The following is an 18293-nucleotide window of genomic DNA, read 5'->3' as shown; positions in this document are numbered from 1 at the left end:
GTATGCATATATTGATTATTGAAGACGATTTGGCGATTGCCGCCAATCTGTATGACTTTCTGGAGTCCCGGGGGCATACGGCGGATGCGGCTGTCAATGGTGTAGCAGGACTTCATCTTGCAGTGACACAGCGATTTGATGCCATTCTGCTGGATCTAGGATTGCCCGGCATGAACGGTATGACGCTGTGCCGGAAATTGCGCCAGGAATCGCAGATCGATACGCCGATTCTGATGCTTACTGCGCGAGACACGCTGGAAGATAAGCTAGCGGGCTTCGAACAAGGGGCGGACGATTATCTGATCAAACCCTTTGCGTTAAAAGAAGTTGAAGCACGTTTGCTGGCAATGCATAAACGCTATGTCGGTAAAGTTGCCAACCGCACATTGGAATTTGACAAACTTTCCTTTGATCCTAAAACACTTTCCATTCGTTTTGAAAACAAGAACGTCAAGCTTCCGCCCAAGTGTATTCGTTTATTGGCATTGATGATGAGCGAACCGGGTAAAGTATTCAGCCGGGAAGAACTCGAGCTGGAAGCGTGGGAGGATGTTCAGGAAACCAGCGGTACGTTGCGCAGCCATATGCATATTTTACGGCGTGCACTCACCAAAGCTGGCGGATATGATCCTATTGAAACAGTTCATGGACTTGGCTACTGCTTAACTTCTCGTGCACAGATTTCCGATAGAACGTAGCCTTCGCTACCGTGTCGCTGTGGCGTTGGCGACATTCAGTATTTTTACTGTAGGCACTTTGTGCATCATTCTTTATTTTGCTTCCGACAACATTGAGGAAGCGCATATTGAGCAAGTGATTAAGATGGAAATGGATCATCTTGTTCAACGCTATCAAAAACACTCGGATTTTATTTCCCAGGTTGGTTCACATCTGAAGAGTTACGTCGTCCATAATATGGAGGAGGAGCTGCGGCTTCCCGCGTATTTGCGGGGGCTCAACCCGGATTATCATAAAATCTATTACGGAGTGGATGATTTTCATGTCTTAGTCCATGCCATCGGTGAAGTAAAATTTGTGGTGGCCTATCGCATTACGTTACATAAGCAGCGGTTGCAGGAACTCAGGCTATTGATTGTCATGTCATGGCTCGTCGTGGTTGCAATCGCCTTTTTTGTAGGTTATTTATTGGCCAGAGTGCTGGTTCAGCAAGTGACGGACTTGGCGGAACGAGTTAATCGATTAGCTCCGGGTGATGTTCAACATGGGCTTTTGGCCCAGCAGGACATGGACGAGGAAGTTGCCCAGCTTGCGCGGGCGCTGGATGATTATCAGAACCGGATTAAACGGATGCTGCAACGTGAACAAGAGTTTACGGCGAATATCAGTCATGAATTAAGAACCCCCATCACCACCATTCTGACCAGCTGTGAATTACTGATTGCGGGCGCAGATATTCCAATTAAAGCCTACCATCGCGTGAAGATGATCGAAGCAGCCGCCGCCCGTATGGGGGAACAACTGCAAGCTTTGTTGTTTCTTGCACGCGAACAAGCGTTGGGTGTCATTGAAACTGTGGCTGTGGCTGAATGTGTTTATGACGCCGCAGATCCATTGTGTGTCGAGATTGCCAGGAAAAATCTTACTTTTGAAGTTCTAATTGCGCCGGATGTCGTGTTGACGGTCAACCGTCAGGCATTACATACGACATTAATGAATTTGATTCGTAATGCTGTGCAATATACTCAAAAAGGATACATCCGGATCGAATTTAATAATCGGCGGTTATCCGTTTCAGATTCCGGTATAGGAATAGAACCGGCCTATTTGCCGCTACTCTACGAACGGTTCTTCCGCGGTTCGACGCAAGGAGAAGGGCTGGGGATAGGGCTTGCGATTGTTAAGCGAATTTGCAATCACTACGGTTGGAATATCGAAGTCGATAGCACGCCAGGAAAAGGCACCACTTTTCATATCATTTTTCCTTAATTATTTAGTAAGTAGCATTTCTTTTTCTTCACGATTTCTTCACATTTCCTATGTTAACGTTTCCGTGTGAAAGGCTGTTCACTCACGGGTTTCCAGATCTAAGATGTGTGCTTCTTGTCGCCACAGATTCCCGAGATTTTTACTTTTTGTAAAATCTCGGTTTTAACGGAATGGATTTACCCAAGAAACCTTACAGTTTCCTGGCATCTTTTTGTTTCGTTTCTAGTCTGCGGCGTCTTCTTGGATGCTGTTTGTTAAAGATTTTTATAAACTATATAACTAATAAATAGGGAGTGTTGAATGACTACTATACAACCGGTAGTTTTCTTTTTTGTTGCGGGGGTCTTGGCAGGTGTTATTAAATCTGACTTGAAAATTCCCGAAGCGCTGTATAAGAGCTTAAGTCTCTTTCTGTTGATCGCTATCGGCTTTAAAGGCGGTGTATCGATGGCCAAGTACGAGATTATGGAAGTACTGCCTATCGCTGTTTCTATGGTTATTTTAGCAGCATTGATTCCACTAACCGCATATCCGATTTTAAGATTCATTGGTAAATTCACCCAGGCGGATGCAGGTGCAATCGCTGCGCACTATGGCTCCGTCAGTGCGGTGACTTTTGCCGTAGGTGTGGCTTTCCTGGCTGCGAAAGATGAACCTTCCGAAGGTTATATGGTTCTCATCATGGCACTGATGGAAATTCCTGCTTTGGTAACCGGTACAATCTTGGCGCGCGCGGGTGCTGGCGGTGAAAAAACCCAGTGGGGCAAGTTGATGCACGAAATTTTGACCGGTACCAGTCTTTATCTGCTGATTGTTGGCGTGTTAATCGGTTATTACGCAGGCGTGGTTAAGCTGGTGTCACCATTGGATAAAATGTTCATGGACTTATTCATGGGTGTTTTGGCATTCTTCCTGCTGGAAATGGGTCTGCTCGCAGCAGCACGGTTGAAAGCGGTGATGGATAAAGGTGTCTTCATTATTGCGTTTGGTATTCTGTTCCCGTTAACCGCTGGTATGTTTGGTGCATATCTGGGTTGGATTTTCGGTTTATCGGAAGGCGGTACGATGTTGCTGGCCGTACTGTATGCTAGCTGCTCTTATATCGCTGCACCCGCTGCTATGCGTATTGCTGTGCCCGATGCGGATCCTGCGTTGTCAATTGGCGCATCTCTGGGTGTGACCTTCCCCTTTAACATCTTTATCGGTGTACCGATTTACTGGGAAATGGCGCATTGGTTCCATGGCATTGCAGTCTAAAAACTATTGCCGTTTATTTAATAATTATCTGACTTTTCGGGAAAAAATATGAATAATTCAATCGCAATGAAACGATTCGAGATTGTTGTTGGTATTGAACAACTTGAACAATTAACGGAATTGTTAGAAAAATGCTCAGTGCGTGGTTACACTGTTCTTAAACAGGCTGGTGGGCTCGGATCACGCGGTGTGCGCGATCCTGGTGATGTTTTGATGGAACAGGAGAACGTGATGGTTGTTCTCGCCTGTAAAGACGAACAAGCACAAAAGATTGCCAGTGAACTGAGACCTGTGCTGAAAGGCTTGGCTGGCATGTGTCTGATTTCGGATTGCCTGTGGCTTGAAGGACCGGCTGTTTCTTATTAGTTGTTGATGTTTTTTGTATAGACTCACTGTTTAGTTTCTGTAATACACGCAAAAAAATCTTGCGTGTATTACAGTTCCCTTAGTTTTTTGCAAAATAATGATAGGGTTGGTCGCAGCAACCATTACCAAGCCAGTTCCTCTGCACAGTTCTCTTCATGCAAAAAAATACACCGCTGCTATTGCGCATCATCCGCCTGATTCATTTACTGCTGCATGTTATCTCAGGTTTATTGCAATCAATTGTTTATCCCTATTTTCCTTTGTCGATTCAGCGCACCATGATGCAACGCTGGGCGACCGGTTTATTGTCCACTCTTGCGATCCGGTTGCATTGCCACGGTAAATTACCCACGACGGATATGCCGAGGGTATTGTTTGCAGCGAATCACGTATCCTGGCTGGATGTTTGTGTTTTGATGGCGGCATGCCCGACTCGTTTTGTTGCCAAAGCCGAAATTAGCCGCTGGCCTGTCTTAGGTTTGCTAAGCCGGAATGCTGGTACATTGTTTATAGAACGTGCAAAACGCAGCGATACGCTGCGTATCAATCAACAAATTAGTGATGTGCTGGATAAGGGAGAGCGAGTAACGATATTTCCTGAAGGCACCACAACCGATGGGACGCAGATCAACCATTTTCATGCCTCATTGCTGCAAGCGGCGGTTACTGCGGATGCCATGCTGTATCCGGTTGCAATCGGCTATCGCAATAACCTCGGTGGCATTTGCAAGGAAGCCGCTTATATCGATCCCTCATTGGTCTTGTCGTTGCAAAAAATTCTGAGTCTTACAAGTATTGATGTAGAACTGACATTTGATTCGCCGATTCCCTGCGGCATGAAAAACCGGCGGGAACTGGCGCGTTTGTCTGAGCAAGCAGTTGCGAATGCTTTATCGCTGCCTATTGCGCACAAGGAATCTGAAAAACTTTCCGATCTTCCAGCCGGATAGCGGACAATTGACCTCCCCATACGCAACCGCTATCCAACGCGATTAAATGATCCGTAATGTGCAATCCTAATCCGGACCAATGTCCGCAAACGATAGTGGTGTTCTGACTGATCCGGTGCGGTACGCTGAACCATGGCATATAGCCGTCCGGGATGGATTGCGGATTACCTTTAAAAGCGAAATTCATCCGCCCGTCCAGCGTGCATACCCGCATGCGTGTCATTGCATTGATGATGACCCGAAGCCGGATATAACCGGTCCAATCGTCTTGCCAGTAATTGGGCTCGTTGCCGTACATCCGGGCGAATAACTCATGGTGATCGTCGTGACGCAACGCAGTTTCAACTTCATGGGCAAGTTGTCCGGCTTGTGCAATAGACCACGATGGCAATAATCCGGCATGCACCATGGCGTACTGGCCTTCAACGTGAAATAATTTTTGCTGTCGTAGCCAATGCAACAGCTCATTACGGTCAGGTGCATCGAGAATCGCTTGAATCGTGTCGCTGGGATGATTTGCGGCCATTCCCGCTGCAACCATGAGCAAATGCAAGTCATGATTGCCGAGAACCATGCGTATCGCATCGCCGGCCTGTTTGATACAACGCAACAAGGGCAGTGAATCGGGGCCGCGATTAACGATATCGCCTACCAGCCAAAGTTTATCCTGGGCGGGATCAAAGCGAATAACTTCGAGCAATTGTTGAAATTCAGTGAAGCAGCCTTGCAAATCACCGATCGCATACGTTGCCATGAAAATAGCGGTAAAGAATGTTAACGCAGACCCAGTACATCCTGCATATCAAACAAACCATTGGGCTTGTCGGCAAGAAAGCGCACGGCGCGCAATGCGCCCATGGCAAAAGTCATCCGGCTGCTGGCTTTATGGGAAATTTCCACGCGTTCACCGATACCGGCAAACATAGCGGTATGATCACCGACAATATCGCCAGCACGAATAGTCGCAAATCCAATGGTCTCCGGCTTTCTTTCGCCGGTTACGCCTTCTCGGCCATATACCGCTACTTCACTTAAATCTCTTTTCAGTGCATCAGCGATGACTTCACCCATACGCAAAGCAGTGCCGGATGGCGCGTCCACTTTATGGCGGTGATGCGCTTCGATGATTTCAATATCGTAGCCTTCATTGAGCACTTTCGCGGCGATTTCCAATAATTTGAAAGTGACGTTCACACCGACACTCATATTGGGCGCAAATACGATGGCGATATCTTGAGCGGCTTGTTGCAGTAAAGCTTTTTCTTCCGGCGAGAAGCCGGTGGTTCCGATTACCATTTTTACACCCGCTTCGCGGCACACGGAGAGATGGGCAAGGGTACCTTGGGGGCGCGTGAAATCGATTAAATGATGACAACTCCTCAGGGCTTGCGCATAATCACTGACAATAGGGACGCCGCAATGCGCGCCGATTAACTCGCCGGCATCCTTATTCAAATAAGGACTATCAATTCTTTCCAATGCCGCTCCAAGCTGCATATCGGGTGCTTGCGTCACGGCTTCCAGCAAAGTACGGCCCATACGGCCGGAGCTTCCGGCAATAGCGATTTTTTGCGTAATCATTTTCTGCAATAGTTTGATAATTAAGGTTTTATAGAGACTGTGCTGGGTACGTTACAGAGATCGTCATCATCGTCAGGAACCATTTCTTTTTGTCCGGTTTTTTGCTCTGTTTTTGCTTGAACCGGTTTGGGCTTTATGGGATCCGGAGAACTCGCTAAGTAATTTTCAATACTAGACAAGGAATCATCCGCAAAGAAAAGAGTTACTCGTTTTTGTTCAACGAGATCCCCATGCTTACGAAAAAGATAAACATAATCCCAGCGATTGTCGCGGAAAGCATCCATGATGAGCGGCGAGCCTAAAACAAAAAGTACCTGGGATTTGGTCATGCCGGGTTTTAGTTTCTCCAGCATTTCTTCTGTAACAACATTACCTTGCTGTACATCGATTTTATAGAGAACATGAGGAAGCAATGAACATCCTGTCAGCAGCAAGAAAGCGATCAATACGGAAAATTTTGCAACCATTTTGTTGATATTATATGTTTCCAAAGTGAACACAGCATATGATACAGTAAATAATTTTCTAGACAGAGATAACCATGGGTAACTTCGACGATCTGAAAAGTATTGATCTCAAAAATATTGGTCTTAAAACAACACTGCCCAGACTTAAAATATTAAATTTATTTGAGCAAAGCAGTGTGCGTCATCTGTCGGCAGAAGATGTTTATAAAGAGCTGATCAGCGAAGGCGAGGATATTGGGCTGGCTACTGTCTATCGCGTTTTGACACAATTTGAGCAAGCCGGATTATTGGAGCGGCATCACTTTGAAAGCGGCAAAGCCGTGTTTGAGCTGAAAGGAGATGGCCATCATGATCACTTGGTATGTTTGCAATGTGGCCGCGTTGAAGAGTTCTACGATGCGGAAATTGAGAAACGGCAGATAGCCATTGCGAAGGAACGCGGTTTTACGCTGCAAGAACATTCATTGTCACTTTACGCGGATTGTACGAAGCAAAACTGTCCGCACCGAAAATAATATGATACCAGCGGCCATTCCTCATCACATTCGTGATCTATTTCATTTCGCAAAAAAGCGGAGTTGGTGGAAAATGCGATGGGGTGCGGCACTCATAGTTTTGACGTGCGCACAGCCGGTCTATGCTGATGACAGCGGTTTTGGCGAATGTATTGCCCGAATGAAATCGCAAGCGCGCCTGGAAGGTATTTCCGATAAGACAGTCAATCAAGTGCTGAGTAGGGTCAAACGGCTGCCACGTATCATTGAGCTGGATCGGCGCCAACCTGAGTTCACGCAAACATTTGCAAATTATTTCACGACACGGATCAACGAAGATCGCATACAGCGTGGCCGGGATTTGTATGCCAAACATCACACTTTACTGAATCAGATTCAACGGGACAGCGGTATTCCGGCACAATTTCTGATTTCCTTCTGGGGACTGGAGACCAGTTACGGTGGTCATTTTGGCGACTGGTCGGTGTTGGATTCTTTAGCTACGCTGGCCTGTGACACGCGCCGGAGCACTTTTTTTACTCAAGAGCTGTTTAACGCCATGCGGATTGTGGAGGCGGGCGATATCACCGCGGAACGCATGATCGGTTCCTGGGCGGGTGCCATGGGGCATATGCAATTCATGCCATCGACTTTTTTGCGCTATGCCAAGGATGTCGACGGAGACGGGCGGCGCGATCTATGGGGCAGTATTCCGGATGCGATGGGTTCGGCGGCCAATTTTTTGCAGCAGTTAGGGTGGATTCCTGGTTTAAATTGGGGGCAAGAAGTGCTTTTGCCCCGATCCTTTGATTACTCGCTCGCTGGGCGTGATCAGATGCTGAGTTTTGAAGAGTGGACAAAATTAGGGGTTACGACGACTTCGGGAGCACCATTGACGCCGGCGGCACAAAAAGCAGCGTTAATCATTCCTTCGGGTTATCAAGGCCCTGCATTCTTGGTCACCAAGAATTTTTATATCATCATGCGTTGGAACCGTTCCGAGTTCTATGCGCTATCGGTTGGACACTTGGCGGATCGCATCGCAGGTGCGGCTCCTTTATTCCGTGCGCCACCGGTGGACTCGGCAAAAATATCCCGGGAACAAGTGCGTCAACTTCAAATGGATTTAACCACGCTCGGAATTGATGCCGGAGAAGCGGATGGCATATTAGGTTCAGCCACCCGTAAGGCAATCAGTCTTTTTCAGCAAAAGACACAACGTATCGCGGATGGTCATTTAGATGCGGGAATATTGATTGCCGTTCGCGAAGCGGCTAGCATCGGATCGCGCTAAAGCGCTTACAAAGCGGGTTGCGATTTCTTATAGAGTATTGCTGCAGTTTAAGCCAGTAAATGCTTGATCGCTTCTTGCTCGGTAACGAGTTCCTGATAGCTTTTTTGCATTTTTTCCCGGTCCGATGGACTTATTTCCAGCCCTTCGACAATTTTATATTGACCGTTCTGACAGGTAACGGGAAAACTGTAGATAACGCCTCGTGGTATATCGTAGCTGCCGTTCGAGGGCACACCCATCGACACCCAGTCTCCTTCCCGGGTGCCAAAAATCCAATCCTGCATATGATTGATGATCGCATTGGCTGCGCTGGCCGCGCTAGACTTGCCGCGGCGTGCTTCGATAATGGCTGTGCCACGTTTCTGTACGACCGGGATGAAATAATTTTCTATCCACGCAGGGTCGGTAATTAAAGAGGAAACACTGTTGTTCCCAACGGTGGCATGACTTAAATCAGGAAATTGCGTATTGGAATGATTTCCCCATACGATCATTCGCTTGATATCCGATACCGGCACGTGAAGTTTTAACGCAACTTGTGACAATGCGCGATTGTGATCCAGTCTCAACATCGCGGAGAAATTGCTTGGATCGAGATCAGGGGCATTTTTTATCGTGATGTAGGCATTTGTGTTGGCGGGATTGCCAACGACCAATACTTTGACATTGCGTTTTGCAGCGGTATTAAGTGCTCTGCCATTCTGGATAAAAATGGGACTGTTGGCTGCCAGCAGATCCTTGCGTTCCATATTTTCGCCGCGCGGACGCGCGCCAACGAGCAAAACAATATCCGCGTTATTGAATGCGACTTCGGGATTATCCGTGGTGATAATTCCGCTTAGCAACGGAAAAGCACAGTCATATAATTCCATGACGATACCATCAAACAATGGTTGTGCTTCGGTAATGTCATGTAATTGCAGAATAACCGGCTGATCTTTACCAAGCATCTCGCCTGCTGCAATGCGATATAACAGGTTATAACAAATCTGTCCGGTTGCGCCGGTAACAGCAATTCGAATAGGCGATTTCATTTTTTTCCAATCCTCTAAAAGCCACCAATAAGACTGGAAAATTGGCGGTATATGGGGAAAAGTGAACGGAATTATACTTGCAATCAGAGTCTCGTGGAAGAGCAAGTTTGTTTATGAAAATAAGATTGCGATAGCGTGTTGATTGCATAACAGAATAGTAAGAGGCAACCAACCCGGCCAAAGTTGCATTGCAGGATTCGACGCGAAGCTTATGTGGAATGACCGGTTCTATTCGCATCCGTTACTTGCATCACGGCAAGCATTGCGTATGATGCGAAAGTTCATAAATATATTAGGAGATTTTATGGCAGATACCAGCTTTCCTTCCGCAATAGCGACCCCCGCGACTACAATCGATGAAGTGATCGTGCAGCTCACTGCCATCGTTGAGTGGTCAAAACAAAATGATTCCCGCATGGGCTACTTTGCCGCTCTATACCGTAAGGTCACGATTCAAGTGAAGCATGGTATTGCAGAAAACTACTTTGACGACGGTCCGCGCATGGAACGTCTCGACGTGATCTTCGCCAACCGCTACATTCATGCATGCTATCTATACCAGACCGGACAAACACCGACAAAATCCTGGGTGCGCGCATTTGATGCGACGCAACATTGGTGGCCGATTGTGTTACAGCACTTGCTGCTCGGCATGAATGCGCATATCAATCTGGATCTGGGAATCGCTGCGGCGGAAACCGTACCGCCGGGAGAATTGCAAAACCTCAAAGGGGATTTTGAGAAAATCAACCAAGTATTGGCGGGTTTGGTTGGCGGTGTGCAAAGTGAGCTGGCGGAAATATGGCCTATTCTGGGGTTGCTCAATCGCTTTCTCGGTAGTGTCGAAACCGCCATCATCAACTTCAGCATGGAAAAAGCGCGCGATGCGGCCTGGTCATTCGCGGAAAAACTATCGCCTTTGTCCGAAGTGCAGCGTAAGCAGGCTATCGTTGAAAAAGATGGCATGATGGCATTGTTCTCAAACGTGATTTCCCATCCGGGTTTTTACGGATCACTGATTATCGGCATCATTCGCCTGGGCGAACGGGGAACAACGCGTCAGCGTATTGAAATTCTGGAATGATGTATTGTGGCTGTATGTCCAAGACTATTTGCAGCTAATGAAGGATAATAATTCAAAGCGAAAGAGCAGCCATCTGCTCAAATCTTATTGCCTCATACAGGAGCTATCCCATGAAAATAATCTTTACTGCTATTGGTAGCATTTTAATACTGTCTTCCTGCGCATGGGTGCAAGTCACACCGCAAGGCGAAGGTGTGCGCTTGGTGCAATCGGCTAAAGCGATCGAGCCGTGCAAACGGCTGGGCAAAGTGAATGCAAAAGTTGTCAGTCGTGTCATATTCAGCCGCGATGCAGACAAGGTGGCCGAAGAATTGGCCGATCTCGCACGCAACGAAGCGGCTTTGATGGGAGGCGATACGATCATCCCCATTTCGGAAATTGGCGACGGCAGACGCAGTTTTGCTGTTTATCAGTGCTTCCAACCCAAACGCACGAATATGAATTAACTTTCTTCTCTAACCATAAAACAAGCTATTGCAACCTGGATTCGTGGCTGCCCGCTGATCCGGGCTTGTAAGGGATGGAATTTCAATAAAAAAGTCAAATGGACAATTAAATCCATTTGACCGGGAAATATCTTCAACTTTATCGGCGTAAGTTGAAGCGCTGAGCAGAAGAGAAAGGAGGGAGATTCGTTTCTGCATTCTAGCCATTGCAGTATCCAATAATTGCCTCCCGATGTATGTGATTTTTACCACAGCGCTGTGCAGGGATTCATCAGTAGATGAACGTCCAAAAAATGAGACTGAAATTATGTTTGCCGACCGAGCCGCAGCGGGACTATGTGTGTCGTGTGGTACCACAACGACGTTCAATTTGACGCACTGCTATGTGCGCGGTCTTACCAATTGAGTGCGCCGGGATTGCCGGGAAAATGAACTTTCGTTCATGCTGCATTTCTTTTCCTTCGATCAACTGACCATCTTTCCATACACACTCATTAAATAACAATACGGAGAGACTAATCATGAAATCAATGAAATACAAAGGTGTTGTATTCATGCTTTTGCTGATGGTTGCATCGTTACCGCTGCCGGGTTTCGCCGGACCTTTACTTATGGCTGCTGAAGGCTATGTCTATGGTCAACTAAGCAATGTGCGCCAAGAACGTAGTATTAATAAGGTTTACGTAGGAGAAATTTCGCTGGGGCATGAGAGTTTCTCGAATATTGGTTCAGCGCATTTGTGGCAATTCTGTTTTGAAAAAAACCGGTATGAGGAAATTGAAAGTTTTATCGGTAAGAATGTGGTCGTTGAGTTTAAATTTCCAAAAAGCAATGATTTGTTATCTTGTGCACAACCTAATGAATTACTGGAAATTTACCCAGTCGATCAGGATTTTTCATGGGAGCAGAAACATTTTATCGGCAATATCCATACTTCCGATCCTGAGGTATCAAGTGGAGTCAAGGTCGGTAGAATTACCAATTTAACCAGAAACAAGAACGTGAGCAGAATTTATTATATGACGCTGCAGATTGGCCGCGGCGGTAGTAACTTTCATCATTTAATGATTGATGATCACGACCTGTATGATTTTGCGATCAATGCGTTAAAAAATGCTGCATTGGTGAAAGTACATTACAGCGATCGCAGATCATACGGAAATGCCTACGGATTAGGTCTCAGATCGGTTGTTGCGGAAATCGAAGTCATTGATCGGTGAGTTCGATAGGACAATGGAATGGATTGCGGGTTTTTATGCTGCACAAGTTGGTCATTCTCTCTCACCCGCTTTATAATCCGTGCATCACAACTAATCTAATCTTTCTGGATGAGCGGTGTAAATGCACATAACTAAGCACTGCATCCAATAGCGTATGAATCCAAATCTGAATCAACTGCAACCTTATCCCTTCCAGAAACTGCGGCAACTATTTGACGGCGTGACACGTAATGCGGCACTAAAACCCATTGAGCTGCAAATCGGCGAACCGAAACATGCCACGCCTGGGTTTATCCGTCAGGCGCTGACGGATAATCTGGATGGTTTGTCGACTTATCCGACGACATTGGGGATACCGGCGCTGCGCAATAGTATCGCGGGATGGGCCAAGCGGCGTTATAACCTTGCAGGGATCGATCCGGAGACTGAGGTTATTCCGGTCAACGGCAGTCGCGAGGCGCTATTTTCTTTTGCGCAAACCGTGATCGATAGCTGCAACGCCAAACAACCGGCGGTGGTTTGCCCTAATCCGTTTTATCAGATTTACGAGGGCGCTGCGTTTCTGGCGGGCGCTGAACCGCATTTTATTAACACCTTGCCGGAAAACCATTTCAAGCTGGATTACGGTCAGTTACCGGAGACGGTATGGTCGCGCACGCAATTGATTTATGTCTGTTCACCCAACAATCCGACCGGTAGCGTGATGACGCTGGACGATTGGCGTGCGTTGTTCGCGTTGTCGGACCGGTACGGTTTTGTGGTGGCTTCGGACGAATGCTATTCGGAGATTTATATCGATGAAAAGAATCCGCCCCTCGGTGCACTGGATGCGGCCCAACAATTGGGGAGAACCGGTTTTCCCCGTCTGGTGGTGTTTAATAGTCTATCAAAACGCTCGAATGTGCCGGGGTTGCGTTCCGGTTTCGTGGCCGGGAATGCGCAATTATTGGAGAAATTTCTGTTGTACCGCACGTATCATGGTTCCGCGATGAATCCGGCGGCGCAAGCGGCCAGTGCCGCAGCTTGGGGTGATGAGGCGCATGTCATAGAAAACCGCCGTTTGTATGCGCAGAAATTTTCCAGCGCTGTCGCAATATTGTCGGATGCAACCACTGTACAGATGCCGGATGCAAGCTTTTATTTGTGGATTAAAACCCCCATCAGCGATACCGAATTCACCAAACGGTTGTATCAAGATTATAATGTGACGGTGCTGCCGGGCAGTTTTCTGGCGCGTGACGCGCATGGTGCAAATCCGGGAAAAGATTTTGTGCGCATTGCACTGGTTACATCCCTGGAAGAGTGCATTGAAGCCATGAACAGAATTAAGCGTTTGCTGCAAATACTATGATTCGACAAAGTTGAGAATTAAATTACAGGAAAAATTAAATGACAAATGAATTGCAAGCCACCATCGAAGAAGCTTTTGATCGCCGTGCGGAGATTACCCCGCGTAATGTCGATGCCAAATTGAAAGAGTCGGTTACTCAAGTTCTTGCGATGCTGGATGGCGGTAAATTACGCGTGGCTGAGAAAATCAATGGCGAATGGGTAACGCACCAGTGGTTGAAGAAAGCAGTGTTGTTGTCGTTTCGCATCGAGGACAATAACTTTATCAAAGGCGGTTTTTCCAATTATTTTGACAAAGTACCATCGAAATTCGCGGATTACAGCTCGCGGGATTTCCGTGATGGCGGTTTCCGTGTCGTGCCGCCCGCCGCCGTGCGTAAAGGCTCATTCATCGCCAACAACGTTGTATTGATGCCGTCGTATGTCAATATCGGCGCGTATGTCGATGAAGGCACGATGGTCGATACCTGGGCTACGGTCGGTTCGTGTGCGCAAATCGGTAAGAATGTGCATTTGTCTGGCGGTGTCGGTATCGGCGGTGTATTGGAGCCGGTGCAGGCGAATCCGACGATCATCGAGGACAATTGTTTTATCGGCGCTCGTTCGGAAGTTGTGGAAGGCGTTATTGTCGGTGAAAATTCGGTGATTTCGATGGGTGTTTACATTGGCCAAAGCACAAAAATTTATAACCGCGAAACCGGTGAAGTCAGCTATGGCCGTATTCCGCCAGGATCGGTTGTCGTCTCGGGCAATTTACCTGCTGAGAATGGAAAATACAGCTTGTATTGCGCAGTGATCGTCAAACAGGTGGATGCCAAGACCCGGTCAAAAACGGGTATCAACGAGTTGTTGCGCGGTATCTGATTTAATTAGATATTTCAATAGGGCGTAATAAAAAATCCCCGTTCAGGGGATTTTTTATTGATGGGTGCTTACTTCCTGATAGTCACTTGGTTGTCGACTTTTTTCACACCGTCCACGATCCAGGCGTGCATGTTGATGCGCGTCATCTGATCTTCGTTACTGACAGCGCCTTTCAAGGCGACATTGCCGTCTTGTACTTTGATATCGATATTGGCGCCTTGCAATACAGGATCCGATTGTATCGCCTGTGTAATACGCGCGAAAATGGTCGAGTCGTCATAAACCGGACCGGATGGTGGTGTGATCCAAGATTCGTGTGTTTTCTCGGCATAGTTTTCACAGCCGGTCAATATAATCATACTCATCAAGAGTATGATTAAAGTGAATAAATGAATACGCGTTTGCATAATGTTTCTATCCTATCGATGATTTCCTGAAATTAAATTCGAGTATTGTTAAATACGACGAAAGCGTTATGTCATGCTATTTTTAGTGAATTATGATATTAATCCCTTGCCGTAGTATGGAATCATAACGCTACAAGCCGCAGCTAGACAAGCCAGTTTATGCAAAATGTATCGAGAACAAGCGTTTTCCCATACTACATCAATTTTTTTCAATCGTTGCTTGCAAAAAATGTTGTACGTGCGTGGACAAATTATTTGCCAGACAATCGAATTCTTGCACTGTACCGGTTTTCATGCCGCGCAGCCAGGTGAGTTGACGTTTGGCCAACTGGCGGGTGGCGGCTATGCCCATGTCATGCAATTCAGTGCTGGTGATTTCGTTATCCAAGTAAAGACAGGTTTGACGATAACCGACGCAACGCATCGCGGGTGATTCAGTACCGAGTGAAGAAAACTTACCGCGAATTGCTTGAACTTCGTCGATGAGTCCATGCTTCAGCATCGCTTCAAAACGATGCGCGATGCGTAGGTGTAATTGACTACGTTCACTGGGTATGAGTGCGATGTTGATGGTCTGAAAAGGAAAATTACTTTTCCGGGGTGCTTTTAGAATTTCGGACATCGGTTGTTGAGTCAGGAGACATACTTCCAGCGCGCGCTGAATCCGCTGACTGTCGGTGGGCTTGATTCGTGCAGCCGTTTCCTGATCCAATTCTGCGAGCTTTTGATGCATGGCTGGCCAGCCCAGTTCCTGCGCCATGTTTTCCAGCTTTTGGCGAAGATCTGGATTCGCGGAAGGCAACGGAGAAAGACCTTCTTGCAGAGCGCGGAAATACAACATGGTGCCGCCCACTAATAATGGAATCTTATTACGTTGGGTAATGTCATGCATCATACCAAGCGCATCCCGTTGGAATTGCGCGGCGGAATAATGCTGATCCGGATCGATCAAGTTGATTAAATGATGTGGTATCTTGTTCAGCACCGCTGGATCGGGTTTTGCAGTTCCTATATCCATGAAACGATAGACTTGAGCGGAATCCACGCTGACAATTTCAACCGGAAAATTTTCCGCGATATCCAAAGCAATCCGGCTCTTACCACTGGCAGTTGGACCCATTAATAGAATTGCGGGCGGCAACCCGATTGAATTTTGCATTGCTGTGATGTGGTTGTTGGATGAAAGAAATCAGGTATCGTCTAAACAGACAATAGCTTTGGGAATGCCATGGATTATTGCCGTTTTATCGCTAAATAGCCATTGGACATTCAGTGAAACTCGGCTAAACTTTGGTAAATTTAATTTTTCTAGGAACAAACCATTGAAAATCTTTGCTGCCGTATTATTTCTCCTCATATTATATAGCTTAGGATCTGCACTATATTACATGTATAACGATAAAGGTAACTCCACACGCATGGTGAGATCTTTGAGCATCCGCATTGGTTTGTCGCTTTTTTTATTTATTGTCATGATGGTATGGTACAGATTGAATATGGATACTGATTGTTTAGATATGGCAGCTGATTGCTTAGATATGGTTACTGATTAAGATGATTGCAGTATTCAAGGAATATTGATGCGCTTGTTGTATCAGTGGCCTTGAGAAAAATTTCCAAAGATGTCGCCATCATCGGTGCAGGCGCGGCCGGCATGATGTGTGCGATTGAAGCTGGTAAACGAGGCCGTAGCGTCATACTGCTCGATCATGCGCGAAAGCTGGCCGAAAAAGTCCGTATTTCCGGCGGTGGCCGGTGCAACTTCACCAATCGACATGCCACTGCGGAAAACTATCTTTCCGCAAATCCGCATTTTTGCCGTTCCGCATTAGCGCGTTTTACACCACAAGATTTTATTGCGTTGGTTGAAAAACATGGCATTCGCTATCATGAAAAAAAATCAGGGCAATTGTTTTGCGATAATAGCTCGCAGCAGATTATCGATATGTTGCAGCATGAATGTGCGAAGGCGGGTGTGGAGTGGCAAATGCCTTCCCAAGTACAACGAGTTGAACACGTTTCCGTCAATAACGACGAACAATACGCCAAGAAAAAATTCCTAATCACAACCGAACGCAATATCGTTGCTGTGGATTCATTGGTCATTGCGACGGGTGGCTTGTCCATTCCGCAGATCGGCGCCAGTGCATTTGGTTATCAAATAGCCGATCAATTTGGCATTCGTGTGACATCGTTACGTCCTGGTTTAGTGGGTTTGACTTTTACCGCTGGAGATTTTGCAGGCTTTAAAGATATTTCGGGAATATCAGTCGATGCCGCAGTCAGTTGCGCCGGTGTTTCGTTCCGTGAAAATGTTTTATTTACTCACCGGGGCTTAAGCGGTCCGGCTATTCTGCAAATTTCTTCCTATTGGCAACCAGGTAAACCGCTACATATCGATTTATTGCCACAACAGAACGCACAACAGATTTTCCTAGAATATAGGCAAAGTGCATTGATGCTATCAAATTTGCTAGCGTGCTATTTACCCAAGCGGTTTGTGCAGATCTGGTGTGCGGTGAACTTTGCTGAGCTATTGATCACGACAAAACCAATGAATCAATTTCATGACAATGAATTACGTCAAGTGGCGGATAAAATTCATGATTGGCAAGTTGTGCCTAGTGGAACAACCGGCTATAAGAAGGCGGAAGTAACATTGGGCGGTGTTGATACGCATGAATTATCTTCCAAAACAATGGAATCCAGGCACATATCGGGGTTATATTTCATCGGAGAGGTGGTTGATGTTACCGGTCAACTGGGCGGATATAATTTTCAATGGGCTTGGTCATCGGGGTATGCAGCTGGTCAGGCGGTTTGATTGATAATTGCAAATATCTATTCCGATAACTGGTGCATAACTTATCGATTGGGATATATAGAGTCAGTTTCGCAGTTGAGATAATTTGAACAAATCGACTCCATGCTTATAGTAAATCCATTTTTTACAATGGATTAGATTTATAACATAGCTTTTTTACTTGAAAATATGAAAACAAATAGTGATGAAAAAAACGAAAATATTTCTGACAATGATAAGCCTGTCGTTTCAAGCGGGCAAAATATAGCAATTATTATCGGTACTATACTTTTTCCTGTCATCGGGGTTGCCATGGGTTATACCTTTTATAAGAAGGATAATCCGGCTGCAAAGAAAGCAGGAAGAAATTGGCTAATACTCGGAATTATAATGTTCATAGTTAATATATCGGTTGTAAGTACTATGAAATGAAAAGAAAAAAGAAGAGAATTCTTGATATCTTTTTGAAGCTGCCCGGAATATATTAAAGGATCGTTTTTGTGACAAACGGAAGGTCAAATTCTGCAATCGATAATTAATTTTTCTAAAATCATTAGTGAGTGGGTCATTATCAATTAATCCTTGTAGATAAAGGGGAAATGAGAGAGGGTGGAGATTAAATCCCTTGAGGAAGGGAGGAGATTTTATGACAAATGACTTGACTTTGAGGGGTAAGGTCGACTAGCCTGAGAGGCGTGGTTAAATTAAGGGTAAAAATAGGTTAATTTA

Annotated in this window: 21 protein-coding genes; 15 read left to right on the top strand and 6 right to left on the bottom strand. The window is 46.1% G+C overall.

Annotation, left to right across the window (positions count from 1 at the left end; genetic code table 11):
• Positions 1-2: 2 nt before the first annotated feature.
• The 5 genes from BLU57_RS04270 (at position 3) to BLU57_RS04250 (ending at position 4520) form a co-directional block, all read left to right on the top strand.
• Entirely contained in the window at positions 3-698 is a 696-nt protein-coding gene (locus BLU57_RS04270) for a response regulator transcription factor (RefSeq protein ID WP_090316732.1), read from the top strand.
• Positions 673-1947: a sensor histidine kinase gene (locus tag BLU57_RS04265; RefSeq protein WP_090316729.1), complete on the top strand. Its 1275-nt coding sequence runs from the start codon at positions 673-675 to the stop codon at positions 1945-1947. Before BLU57_RS04270 ends, BLU57_RS04265 begins: the two co-directional genes overlap by 26 nt.
• Positions 1948-2247: 300 nt before the next feature.
• A complete protein-coding gene (locus tag BLU57_RS04260; RefSeq protein ID WP_090316726.1) occupies positions 2248-3204 on the top strand; it encodes a sodium-dependent bicarbonate transport family permease in 957 nt (318 codons plus the stop codon).
• 48 nt (positions 3205-3252) lie between these two features.
• Positions 3253-3570, top strand: coding sequence for a P-II family nitrogen regulator (locus BLU57_RS04255; protein WP_090316724.1), 318 nt, complete (start codon positions 3253-3255; stop codon positions 3568-3570).
• A 155-nt stretch (positions 3571-3725) separates the two neighbouring features.
• A complete protein-coding gene (locus tag BLU57_RS04250; protein ID WP_090316722.1) occupies positions 3726-4520 on the top strand; it encodes a lysophospholipid acyltransferase family protein in 795 nt (264 codons plus the stop codon).
• On the opposite strand, the gene BLU57_RS04245 is transcribed toward BLU57_RS04250, so the two are convergent.
• Genes BLU57_RS04245 through BLU57_RS04235 form a run of 3 tightly spaced genes read right to left on the bottom strand, consistent with a single transcriptional unit; the run spans position 4471 to position 6592 of the window.
• Positions 4471-5274, bottom strand: a complete 804-nt coding sequence (locus tag BLU57_RS04245; RefSeq protein ID WP_090316719.1) for a symmetrical bis(5'-nucleosyl)-tetraphosphatase — start codon at positions 5272-5274, stop codon at positions 4471-4473. The two genes, BLU57_RS04250 and BLU57_RS04245, sit on opposite strands and share 50 nt — an antisense overlap.
• A 20-nt stretch (positions 5275-5294) precedes the next feature.
• The gene (gene dapB / locus BLU57_RS04240; RefSeq protein WP_090316700.1) at positions 5295-6101 is read right to left on the bottom strand and encodes a 4-hydroxy-tetrahydrodipicolinate reductase; all 807 of its coding nucleotides are present in this window, start codon (positions 6099-6101) and stop codon (positions 5295-5297) included.
• 20 nt (positions 6102-6121) lie between these two features.
• The gene (locus tag BLU57_RS04235) at positions 6122-6592 is read right to left on the bottom strand and encodes an outer membrane protein assembly factor BamE (protein ID WP_256206123.1); all 471 of its coding nucleotides are present in this window, start codon (positions 6590-6592) and stop codon (positions 6122-6124) included.
• 50 nt (positions 6593-6642) lie between these two features.
• On the opposite strand from BLU57_RS04235, the gene fur reads away from it, so the two are divergent.
• Both fur and BLU57_RS04225 read left to right on the top strand, forming a co-directional pair.
• Positions 6643-7083, top strand: coding sequence for a ferric iron uptake transcriptional regulator (gene fur / locus BLU57_RS04230; RefSeq protein ID WP_090316694.1), 441 nt, complete (start codon positions 6643-6645; stop codon positions 7081-7083).
• Positions 7084-7156: 73 nt separating this feature from the next.
• The gene (locus tag BLU57_RS04225) at positions 7157-8356 is read left to right on the top strand and encodes a lytic murein transglycosylase (RefSeq protein ID WP_090317089.1); all 1200 of its coding nucleotides are present in this window, start codon (positions 7157-7159) and stop codon (positions 8354-8356) included.
• A 47-nt stretch (positions 8357-8403) separates the two neighbouring features.
• Here BLU57_RS04225 and BLU57_RS04220 read toward each other — a convergent pair whose 3' ends face one another.
• A complete protein-coding gene (locus BLU57_RS04220; RefSeq protein ID WP_090316691.1) occupies positions 8404-9390 on the bottom strand; it encodes a malate dehydrogenase in 987 nt (328 codons plus the stop codon).
• Between the two features lie 304 nt (positions 9391-9694).
• Between BLU57_RS04220 and BLU57_RS04215 the strand changes: the two genes are divergently transcribed.
• From BLU57_RS04215 to dapD, 5 genes are all read left to right on the top strand, one after another.
• Positions 9695-10474, top strand: a complete 780-nt coding sequence (locus tag BLU57_RS04215; RefSeq protein WP_256206124.1) for a DUF5995 family protein — start codon at positions 9695-9697, stop codon at positions 10472-10474.
• A gap of 110 nt (positions 10475-10584) precedes the next feature.
• On the top strand, positions 10585-10920 hold the full coding sequence (locus BLU57_RS04210) for a DUF4156 domain-containing protein (RefSeq protein WP_090316688.1): 336 nt from the start codon (positions 10585-10587) through the stop codon (positions 10918-10920).
• A 521-nt stretch (positions 10921-11441) separates the two neighbouring features.
• Positions 11442-12140 (top strand): hypothetical protein, encoded by a 699-nt coding sequence (locus BLU57_RS04205; RefSeq protein ID WP_090316685.1) that lies wholly within the window; start codon positions 11442-11444, stop codon positions 12138-12140.
• Positions 12141-12294: 154 nt separating this feature from the next.
• Positions 12295-13491: a succinyldiaminopimelate transaminase gene (gene dapC / locus BLU57_RS04200; protein ID WP_090316682.1), complete on the top strand. Its 1197-nt coding sequence runs from the start codon at positions 12295-12297 to the stop codon at positions 13489-13491.
• Between the two features lie 38 nt (positions 13492-13529).
• Positions 13530-14354: a 2,3,4,5-tetrahydropyridine-2,6-dicarboxylate N-succinyltransferase gene (gene dapD / locus BLU57_RS04195; RefSeq protein ID WP_090316679.1), complete on the top strand. Its 825-nt coding sequence runs from the start codon at positions 13530-13532 to the stop codon at positions 14352-14354.
• 68 nt (positions 14355-14422) lie between these two features.
• On the opposite strand, the gene BLU57_RS04190 is transcribed toward dapD, so the two are convergent.
• Together BLU57_RS04190 and miaA are read right to left on the bottom strand one after the other, a co-directional pair.
• Positions 14423-14719, bottom strand: coding sequence for a BON domain-containing protein (locus tag BLU57_RS04190; RefSeq protein ID WP_256206125.1), 297 nt, complete (start codon positions 14717-14719; stop codon positions 14423-14425).
• A 241-nt stretch (positions 14720-14960) separates the two neighbouring features.
• Positions 14961-15881 carry a tRNA (adenosine(37)-N6)-dimethylallyltransferase MiaA gene (gene miaA / locus BLU57_RS04185; RefSeq protein WP_256206126.1) on the bottom strand — a complete coding sequence of 307 codons (921 nt, stop codon included), beginning with the start codon at positions 15879-15881 and terminating at the stop codon, positions 14961-14963.
• A gap of 46 nt (positions 15882-15927) precedes the next feature.
• On the opposite strand from miaA, the gene BLU57_RS16820 reads away from it, so the two are divergent.
• The 3 genes from BLU57_RS16820 (at position 15928) to BLU57_RS04170 (ending at position 17996) form a co-directional block, all read left to right on the top strand.
• Positions 15928-16314, top strand: coding sequence for a twin transmembrane helix small protein (locus tag BLU57_RS16820; RefSeq protein WP_371113139.1), 387 nt, complete (start codon positions 15928-15930; stop codon positions 16312-16314).
• Between the two features lie 59 nt (positions 16315-16373).
• Positions 16374-17585 carry a BaiN/RdsA family NAD(P)/FAD-dependent oxidoreductase gene (locus BLU57_RS04175; RefSeq protein WP_090317081.1) on the top strand — a complete coding sequence of 404 codons (1212 nt, stop codon included), beginning with the start codon at positions 16374-16376 and terminating at the stop codon, positions 17583-17585.
• A gap of 168 nt (positions 17586-17753) precedes the next feature.
• A complete protein-coding gene (locus tag BLU57_RS04170; protein WP_090316671.1) occupies positions 17754-17996 on the top strand; it encodes a hypothetical protein in 243 nt (80 codons plus the stop codon).
• The last annotated feature ends 297 nt before the right edge of the window (positions 17997-18293 follow it).

The sequence above is a fragment of the Nitrosomonas oligotropha genome (assembly GCF_900106555.1).
Taxonomy (GTDB): domain Bacteria; phylum Pseudomonadota; class Gammaproteobacteria; order Burkholderiales; family Nitrosomonadaceae; genus Nitrosomonas; species Nitrosomonas oligotropha_A.
This window is presented reverse-complemented; position numbering and strand designations above follow the sequence as displayed.